We start from the raw sequence: 8496 nt of genomic DNA, 5'->3' as shown, positions 1-8496 counted from the left end.
ACTGGGACCTTAGACAAGCCTCATCGTTGCAGCTCAGAAGGCACTTTCGCTTTTCCGATCATGATCCGGACGCGACCCCGGATGAAACGCGCAGGTTAACGGCCGGACGGGAGCCAGCGGCCCAGCATCCCGAGGACCCGGGCAAGAGGAAGGCCACGCCAGAGCGGGGCCTTCCTCATCCCAGCCTCATTCCAGCCTTGCGATGACACCGCTGTGGTGGGTCAGTTCAGGTCGAAGTCGTTGGGGTCGAAGTCGAAGTCGTCCGGGCCGAAGCCGCCGTAGCCGGCGCCGCCGTTGAAGTAGTCGGCGAGGGCCTGGCCGACGATTCCGCGCACCTCGTCCTCGTCCTCGGCGAGGGCCAAGGCTGCGGCCTGCTCGCCCGTCAGGTTCAGGTGGATGTCGCGGGCACGGACGGCGTCCGAGCCGCGGATCTCGAAGCTGACGGTGCGGCCGACCCGGGCGCCGATCCCGGAGACGGTGCCGCGCTGCGCGAGCTGCTTGGCCTTGCGCTCGCGGCCGCGCTCGGTGGTCTGAACGTCGACGGCCTCGCGCTGGAGCTGGTCGACGTTCTGCTGCTTGGTGGGGTGGCGGGTGCCGTCGATCCAGCGCAGCACGGTGCGCGGGGCGACGCCGTAGGCGGCGGCCATGGCCTTGGTGTTCCCGCCGTACTTGCGGTCCCGCACCTGGCCGGCCCGCGTCGTGGACTGCACCGGTGCCTTCCGGGAGGGGAACATGGCCTCGCGTACCCGGCCGAACAACCCGCCCGCCATCAGTTGCCGCCTTCCTCATCGTCGTTGCCAGTGCTGACGGCCCCGTCGGTGCCGGGCTGCTCCTGGTCGATCGGGGTGCCGTCAGTGGTGTAGTGGTGGACCAGCTTGGAGGGGTGCTCCCGGCGCTCCATCGCCTCGACCACGGCCGTGAGCGAGATCGAGGACTCGTGCTTGTGGCTGCCCGGGGCGATGCCCAGGCGCAGCGCGCCGGGGACGGGGGTGCCGTCGTCCTTGACCGGGAGCAGCTCCAGCGGGGACGGGGCGTCGGCGGCGTACAGGTAGCTGTCGACGTTGACGGCGAAGGGGGCCCGGCCGGTGAGGAGCAGGGTTTTGCGCAGGCGGCGGTGGGCGGCGATGCGGGCGGCGGCGATGACCTGGAAGCGCAGCGCGGGGTCGTAGGACCAGGCGGCGGCGACTTTCTCCTGCCACACCTGGTCGTCGAGGTGGCGGGCGGAGTCGGCCCACTTGCCGATGCCGCCCTTGTAGACGTTCTTGTAGGTGCCCGCGAGGACCAGGGCGTCCGCGCGGACCGGGTCGGTGCCGACGTCCTTGTGGGCGGCGTAGGCTGCCAGGAACTCCTCCGGGGCCTGGCCGTCGACCAGGCCGAGGTTGGCGTAGGTGCGCTTGTAGCCGCCCCGGATCCGACCGGTCCACTCCTTGAGCAGCGGAGCGGTGTGGGCGGCCAGGTAGGCGGCGGTGATGGTGGACGGGTCGAAGCCGTAGGTGGTGGCCATGTAGGCGACCGTGGGGGTGGCGTACCAGCCCGGGCCGGTCGGCGCCTGGCCGTGGAACGTCGCCGGGTGCGGCAGCAGGGGATCGACCTCGATGCCGGTGAAGTCGCACCACCAGAGGCCGGCGGTCTTGCCGCCGTCCCAGGCCGGGTTCTCCACGTACTTGTACGGGCCAACCGGCAGGCGCAGGGAGTCGGTGACCGAGAGGTAGCTGGCGCAGACGTCGACCGCGACCGCCCACGGACGCCGGGCCTCCTCATCGGTGAGGGGGCGGGCCCACCACTTGTAGTCCTCCTCCTCGCACACCGCCTCCCCCTTGCTGAGGAGTTCGCGGGTGAGCGGGTGCCGGGCGCCGGCGGCCGGCGGCACGCACAGGTCACCCGAGGGCAGGGCGCCCTCGCGCGGGTGCGCGGACCACTCCCCCGTCACCTGGTCCTTGACCCACTCCACGCGCGGGCGCACCGCGTCCAGGAGCAGCATCGCGGTGGAGGCGGTCGTGGCCCCCGGCGCGACGCCCAGGTCGGCGGTGAAGGCCCGGAAGCGGCGGGCCAGGGTGAGCCCGTCCTTGGTGCCGTCGGGGGCGGTGGCCAGCGGGGCGGCGAGGGCGCTGACGGCCTGCTGGCGGCCGTCGCCCTGGCCCAGCCACGGCGCCACCGTGACCCGCACCGAGGTCTTCGGGCCGCCAGCCGAACCGGCTCGGCGGAAGGCGTGGAAGCTCGGGCCGATCTGGTCGCTGATCTCCATGCCCACCGTGGCGGCGGCCTTGGCCAGCTTGGCCTGGAGCGCGGTCAGGGCCTTCTCGGTTGTCGGCAGGGCGGCGGGCAGGCCGAGCTGCTTGAGCGTACCGGCGGTCAGGCAGACCATGCCGTCGCCGCCGCGCCCGGCCGGGTGGGCGCGCTCGACCCGCAGCGGCAGCCCGGTGCCCAGCCACGCGAACCAGTCGCCCAGCTTCGGCCCGGCCGGGGCCGGGAAGCCCGGGATGTCCAGCGCCCAGGTGCCGTCCTCAGCGGCGTCCAGCGCGACCATCGGCCACCAGCGCGGGGCAGCAGCCGGACCGGCGGGACGCTGCGCCGCCGGGCGGGTAGCGGTGCGGGCCGGCACCGGGCACGGCCTGGCCGACGGGGCCGGGGACGCGGTGGGCGCGGGCCGGACCGACACCGAGGCGACGGAAGCAGCAGCTGCGGGCGCGGCCGGGGCGGCGACGGGCGCCGGGGCAGTCGGAGCCGGAGCCTGCAGGGCGGGCTGCTGGGTGACCACGGCGGCCTCGGGCGCCGGGGCGGCGGGGCGGCAGAACCCGCCCAGGTGCATCGGGCGGCCCTGGGCGCGGTACACGGAGGGCTGGCCGCACTGCACGCACGGCGCCGCCGGACCCATCACCAGCGAGCCGTCCGGGTTCTGATCGAGCACCGGGACCACCAGGCCGTCAGCGGCCTCCTGGACGGGCACCGGAGCGGTGAACGCCTGCGGCACCGACGAAACCGGAGCGGCGGGCTGCTCGGGCGCGGGGAAACGCTCCGCCAGGCCCGCGAGCAGCCGCGCGTAGGCCGGGGCGATGTCCTGGCCCGGGACGGCGCTGCCGTCCTCCCAGCCCAACACCTGGGCCGAGTCCACCCGCAGAGCTGCGGCGATCTGCGCGGGCGTCAGCCCGGCCGCCAGGCGTAGCCGCACCCGCTCGGCCGGGACCGGCAGGCCGGTGTTCACGGCCGCCAGCAAGGCGTCGACGGAGTTGAACAGGTCATCCGACATCGGTGTGTCGCTCCTCAGCGTCCGTTGGGTCGGGTCGGGTCGATCCGCGGATCGCCGAACAAAGCATCGAAGACCCGGTCGGTGAGGCAGGCAATCAGGCCCTGCTCGGCGTGGCGCAGGGTGTAGCCGGCGGTGCGCCCGAGGTCTGCCACCGCGATCGGGACCTGGGGCCGGTAGTAGAACTCGAGCTCCCGGCCGGCGAACTGGGTCGGTTCCACCACGCCCTGCGCGGGGTTGAACGGCAGGGCGAACGAGGGCAAGCCGGCCACGTCCTCCTCGGCGGCCAGGTGCAGCACGCCGTCGTCGGTGGTGCGGAACGCAACGGCCAGGTCCACGCCGCCGGCGCGGCGGTCGCGCGGCAGCCCGTGACCCTCCAGCACCCGGCCCAGCTGTGAGGGTGCCATGCCGGCGGCCATGCCGAGGGCGCGGCGGTTGGAGTAGCTGCCGGTGGCGTCCGCGCGGGACATCGCCAACTCCTTGACCACGGTCAGGCGCTGGGTGACCCGGCTGATGCAGTCCACCAGAGCGGTCAGGTCATCGAAGGTAGAGGCCTGCGGCGGCTTCACTGGCTGCTCGTCACGCAGCGCCGCGAGCAGCGCCCGGGCGAGGTCGTCGTGCACCTCGACCCGCTCGCCGCCGATGCTGATCCTCACGAGACAATCCCCAAACAGTACGGCATAACCAAATACTACACACGTCTCTTTTGGGGTGCCGAAAAAAGGGCGCGCGGCAACGCCGCGCGCCCCTTGAAGTCCTCGTCGGTCTCTCGGCCGCTGCCCTGATTCAGACCGTCAACCGGCACGCCTCCGGTCACGTCGAGCCGATAAACGGCACCCGCTGACGGTGCATGCCCCGGGGCCCGTTTCCGCTCTGACGGGTCCCCGCCCAGGCCACGGGTATGGTCCGCGCCACCGGGTCCGACTGGCACAGCATGCAGTCTCGGCCATGACGAGAACAGTGACAGGTCGGAGGATCCGGTCAACAAGGGCAGCATCAGCCAGGTCTTCCTTCCGACTGCGTAGAGGACCTACCAGGCGGCACCTGACGTGCGGGATACAACTGGCTGCGGAAGGCCGATTCCGGCAGCCCATGGTCCATCAGTCGCGCCACTCCGGGGGAATGAGGGCATTTCGACTTCCGTCGTCATTGGGGCGCCAGTTGGCGATGACCGCGTCTTGGAACCAGGTGTCGGGCAGGTTGGCGTGGTCGCTGACGATGATCTGGAGGTTGCCCTCGTTGAGTTGTGCCACCTCGTTGAGGAGGGTGAAGTAGGCGGTGACAGTGGTCCAGTCGGCGTCCTGGATCTTCGAGGCGTCGCGCGGCTTCTCGGGGAAGAAGGCTTGCGTGGGCTGGTCGAGCATGAGGAAACCGGGTACAGGCCGATTGTTGCGCCGCAGATAGGTGTGCAGGGCGAGATGGGCCACGAGGTGGTAGCCGATCCAATTCTTGGCGCTGCCGATCCGGGTGAGTGGCAGTCGGCCGGCCGGGCGCCGGACGACCACGTTGAGCAGATTGAGGCTGATGCTCACCTCTGTCGCGTCTGCCGCCTGTCCGAGTTTGAGGCGCTTCGCCCAAGCAGTCATGTCGGTGGCAATGCCGGCCAGGCACCGTTCGGTCTCGGCTGCTACATCGTCCTCGTCCGCGAGGACTTGGAGCGCTGCGGTTCGTTCTTCGGCCAAGGCCAGGTCATGACGCAGTCGGCTGATGTCGCTGTCCGAACCGGTACGGGTTAGGGCTTCGGCGATTCGTCCCTGAATGTGCGCGATGCGGAGGTTCTGCTCCTGAAGATTGCGCATCCGTTCGTCGCTGGTCAGCAGTTCTCGCAGCTGCACACCGTTGAGCCGGAGGCGTTCGGCGACGCTGTCGCGTTCGGCCTGCAAGGTGCGTCGGTGCTCTTCACGAACAGGCTGCAGAGTCTGCGCGTGGGCGAGCTCCTCAGCCAGGTGCCCGGTGAGCGCGGCGATGTCCTGCGCTGACGGGTCGGGTTGCGGAAGAGGCTGGGTGCACATCGGGCAGACGCTCGTGTCGTGCTGGTGCTCGGGGCCGAGCAGCGCGAGCGTCTTGAGGCGGTCGAGCTGGAGGTGGAGTTCCCCGGTGAAAGCGCGGCCCTGCTGCTGCCAGCGGTCGACTGTCGCCAGGGCCTCGTCGTGCTCCTGGAGCTGATCGCGCAGCGTGCGGCGCTCGTCGTTCAGCCCCTGGCGCTGGTCGGACAGGTTCAGCGGTGCTGCGGTCCGCGGCGAGGCGGCCAGTGCCTGCTGCAGAAGATCGACGACCTGGGCGGTGTTCGGTGCGGCGGGAACGTCGGTGAGCAGTCCCTCGTTCTGTGCGAGGCGCACCAGTGCGAGCCCGTTCGCGTCGGTTACGGCCTGGTGGCGCAGGGCATCGTCGTACTTGCGTTGCGCCGCGCGCTGCGCACGGGCAGCTTCCGTGAGGTGGTGGCGCCGGAGGGCTTGTTCGGGGCCGGCGGCTCCGAGGAAGTAAGGCAGTGTGTCTTTGAGCGTCTGCGCCATTCCAGTTTCGGTCTGCCGGTGGAACAGGGCTTTCTTGTCGGCGATCTCGTTCTGGTTCTGGAAGCAGAGGAGAGCGGCGTGGGCGATCGAGACGTCGAAGGGGTTTCGCCCGGCGCCGGAGGGCGGCTGGAAACGGAAGTCCTCGATCCCGAGCCGGGCGCTGACCTCACTGCGCAGAGCCGCCACATTGGAGTTGGGGGCGAGTTCGCCAATTGCGGGAAGATCGAGACGGCTGTCGCCGGTCTGCACCATGGCGTGGAGGGTGGAGGCTCCGGTGGGACGGGGCCGGGCCAAGACCATGCGGCTTTCGTCGTCGAAGACGACGAGGAGTGCGTACCAGCCGACGGTCTGGTCGATCGGTTCGTCGGGCAGGTTCGGTGTTCTCCGCCCAAGGCAGTAGTCGACGATGTCGAGCACCTCGGACTTCCCGGTCTCGGACTCACCCGTGATGACGTTCAGCGCCCCGGGACGGAAGCGCAGGACTCTCGGGGCTGTCCCGCCGTCGCGGTGGTACATGGCCAGGGCGAGCAGCTGCATGGCGGTTCTGGAACTCCTTGTACGGGGCGGGTCAGGGACGGACGCCGAGGACGGTGAAGGCGCGGGCCGGGTCTGTCGCGGCAAGCCAGCGGCCGACGAGTACGGCCGCGCGTGCGCATTCGGCGACCTCCTCTCCGGGGGCCTGTGAGGAGGGCTTCGGGGCGCGGGGGCACGTCAGGCCTTGAGGGCTGGTGCCTATGGCCTGGTGGCGCAGGGCAGTCCGCAGGCTGGCTCGGGTGTAGTCGGTCAGTGCAGCAGCTCGTTCGGCGAAGGCCGCCTGGTGGCGCGGGTTGGCGTGAGCCCAGGCCATGAGGGTCACGGTGGACTTGCCCGGCAGGGAGCGCCGGGTGTCCTCGGGAAGGATGAGCGGGAGGACGAGGAAGGCGCTGGGCCACGGCAGATGGCTCTCCGCCTTCTTGACCGCGGCGTGGACGCTGCTGGCCAGGAGGTAGGCCCCGAAGGCAGGGTTGAAGAGGGCTTCTGCCTCGGGAACGCCGTGATGAAGGTTGGTGGTCACTGGTCCTGTGCCTCTTCCCGGGGCTCGCACAGGTTCCTGTAGTCAGGGTGCCAACCGATGGCGCGGTCCGGGTCTGCGGTGTCCGCTTGATCGGCCAGGCTGTGCACGGTGCCGCGGCCGATCCACGGTGCGGTGATGCTGCCGGGGCGAGCAGGTCTGTCGGCGGCCCTGTCCATAGTGTCGTCCAGTACGTCCTGACCGAGGGACTCGCGTTCGGGTCCGGTCATGTCGCCGTGGAGACGGCGGGTGCGACGACGGAAGACGTGCTCCCACTCGTCGTGCAGCTCCTGCTCGTACTCGCCGAGCCGCTCGGGTGTGATCTTGAAGGTGCGCAGCCATTCGGAGCGCTGGGCGCGTGCGTAGTGATACTCGCGCAGGTGCATGGCGATCTCGGGATCGGGCAAGCCGATCCATCGCATCTGAGTCACGACGAGCTGGTCCTCGTAGCCAGCGATCTCGGCCTGGGTGAGGTTGCGCAGGGTCTTGGTGATCGGAAGGTTCCTTCCGGCGTACCGGTCGAGGACTTCGTCCCTGCGGCACATGAGCTCCTGGGCGCTGACCGCGGGTCTCTTACGCTTGGGGTTCCTGCGCTCCAGCAGTCCGATCGCCATGCCATACCACCACCCTTTGATGTCGTCGAGAGCGGCTTGAGCGTGGTCGCTCGGCGTGATCCCCAACTCTTTGGCCAGACTAGGGTTCAGGTCCGACATCACCGGGGCGCCGTCATCGACCGTGATGGCGTCGACCAGTTGATGGCGCTGCGACGGGCTGAGCGACATGAACAGTTTGCGGTCTTTCGCCGTACCGTCCGCACCGTCCTCGTCTCCGGCGACCTTCTCCATCCGAGTCAGGGCGGCACGAGTGTCCCGATGGGCTCCGGAGCGGAGCATCGAGAGAAAGGTCCCTGCGGGAGCGACCTGGGTCGAGACCAGGCGCAGCAGCGGCATCGCTGTGCTCAAGGGGGCTGAGATGGCTTCCAGGGCATCGATCCAGGAGGCGACCGAGCGCCAGAGATCCTTGCCGGCCTCGCTCAACGGACCCGCCGCTTCGCGGTGTTTGGACTGGATCAGCTCCAGTGGGGTGTGGTTGTCGGGGTCCAGGAACTCGATGTCGTCGAGGACTTCCATCCGGACGGAGCAGGAAGCGTCCTCCCAGCTACGGCGCGCGAGTTCCAGCAGAGCCAGTTCGCACTGGTAGAGATACCCGGTCATCTGGCCTGCGGCCGAATGCGAACCAGCTTGCGCCACGTTGCCCACTATTGATCGCGCTTGTCCGAACGGCGCGCTCCTGCAGTCCGGCCGATGGTTTGCGACCTGCGTCCGGGCGCCTCTGCCGCTCCCCCGTGGCGACAACATAGCACTGGTTCGGCAGCCGTCACGCAGCTCTGCAAATAAGCTGTCGCATGTTCGAACGCCGCCCTGCAGGGGCCAGTTCGCCAGTCCACCCAGCACCGTGGGCCTGTTTCCCGCCCGGCCCCGGTGTCCTCGGTTTCCGGTCTGTCCGGCGCACTGCGATGCTGCGGCGGGCTCGATCTCCACAGCTGCGGCGTGGCTCGCTGCTGTGGTGGCTGGCCAAGTCTCGCGGACGTACTGAACCGCTGCGGGTTCTGCAGAGACTCTAGATTGTTGCTGTGACCTGCAGGTTTGGCTGCTGTTGGCTGTAGTAGGCGGCTTCGTACTCGGCAG

General features: G+C 69.8%; 6 protein-coding genes. All 6 read right to left on the bottom strand.

Annotated elements, in window-relative coordinates:
* Positions 1–221: 221 nt before the first annotated feature.
* The 6 genes from AB0P06_RS36325 to AB0P06_RS36300 all read right to left on the bottom strand — a co-directional run bounded on the left by AB0P06_RS36325 (position 222) and on the right by AB0P06_RS36300 (position 8058).
* The gene (locus tag AB0P06_RS36325; protein WP_363615189.1) at positions 222–770 is read right to left on the bottom strand and encodes a hypothetical protein; all 549 of its coding nucleotides are present in this window, start codon (positions 768–770) and stop codon (positions 222–224) included.
* Positions 770–3247 carry a helix-turn-helix transcriptional regulator gene (locus AB0P06_RS36320; RefSeq protein WP_363615187.1) on the bottom strand — a complete coding sequence of 826 codons (2478 nt, stop codon included), beginning with the start codon at positions 3245–3247 and terminating at the stop codon, positions 770–772. The genes AB0P06_RS36325 and AB0P06_RS36320 overlap by 1 nt, the downstream gene beginning before the upstream one ends.
* Before the next feature lie 14 nt (positions 3248–3261).
* A complete protein-coding gene (locus tag AB0P06_RS36315; RefSeq protein ID WP_363615185.1) occupies positions 3262–3900 on the bottom strand; it encodes a hypothetical protein in 639 nt (212 codons plus the stop codon).
* Between the two features lie 444 nt (positions 3901–4344).
* Positions 4345–6294, bottom strand: a complete 1950-nt coding sequence (locus tag AB0P06_RS36310) for a DUF3732 domain-containing protein (RefSeq protein WP_363615183.1) — start codon at positions 6292–6294, stop codon at positions 4345–4347.
* A gap of 31 nt (positions 6295–6325) precedes the next feature.
* Positions 6326–6811: a three component ABC system middle component gene (locus AB0P06_RS36305; protein ID WP_363615181.1), complete on the bottom strand. Its 486-nt coding sequence runs from the start codon at positions 6809–6811 to the stop codon at positions 6326–6328.
* On the bottom strand, positions 6808–8058 hold the full coding sequence (locus tag AB0P06_RS36300; protein ID WP_363615178.1) for an ABC-three component system protein: 1251 nt from the start codon (positions 8056–8058) through the stop codon (positions 6808–6810). Before AB0P06_RS36300 ends, AB0P06_RS36305 begins: the two co-directional genes overlap by 4 nt.
* Positions 8059–8496 lie beyond the last annotated feature (438 nt).

The organism is Kitasatospora sp. NPDC088351, from assembly GCF_040685575.1.
Classification (GTDB): domain Bacteria; phylum Actinomycetota; class Actinomycetes; order Streptomycetales; family Streptomycetaceae; genus Kitasatospora.
Note: the sequence above shows the minus strand (reverse complement) of the source record. Positions and strands in the feature narration are given on the sequence as shown.

Coding starts and splice junctions, on each gene's coding strand:
- AB0P06_RS36310 (WP_363615183.1), bottom strand. CDS start 6,294: ATGCAGCTGCTCGCCCTGGCCATGTACCACCGCGACGGCGGGACAGCC.
- AB0P06_RS36320 (WP_363615187.1), bottom strand. CDS start 3,247: ATGTCGGATGACCTGTTCAACTCCGTCGACGCCTTGCTGGCGGCCGTG.
- AB0P06_RS36325 (WP_363615189.1), bottom strand. CDS start 770: ATGGCGGGCGGGTTGTTCGGCCGGGTACGCGAGGCCATGTTCCCCTCC.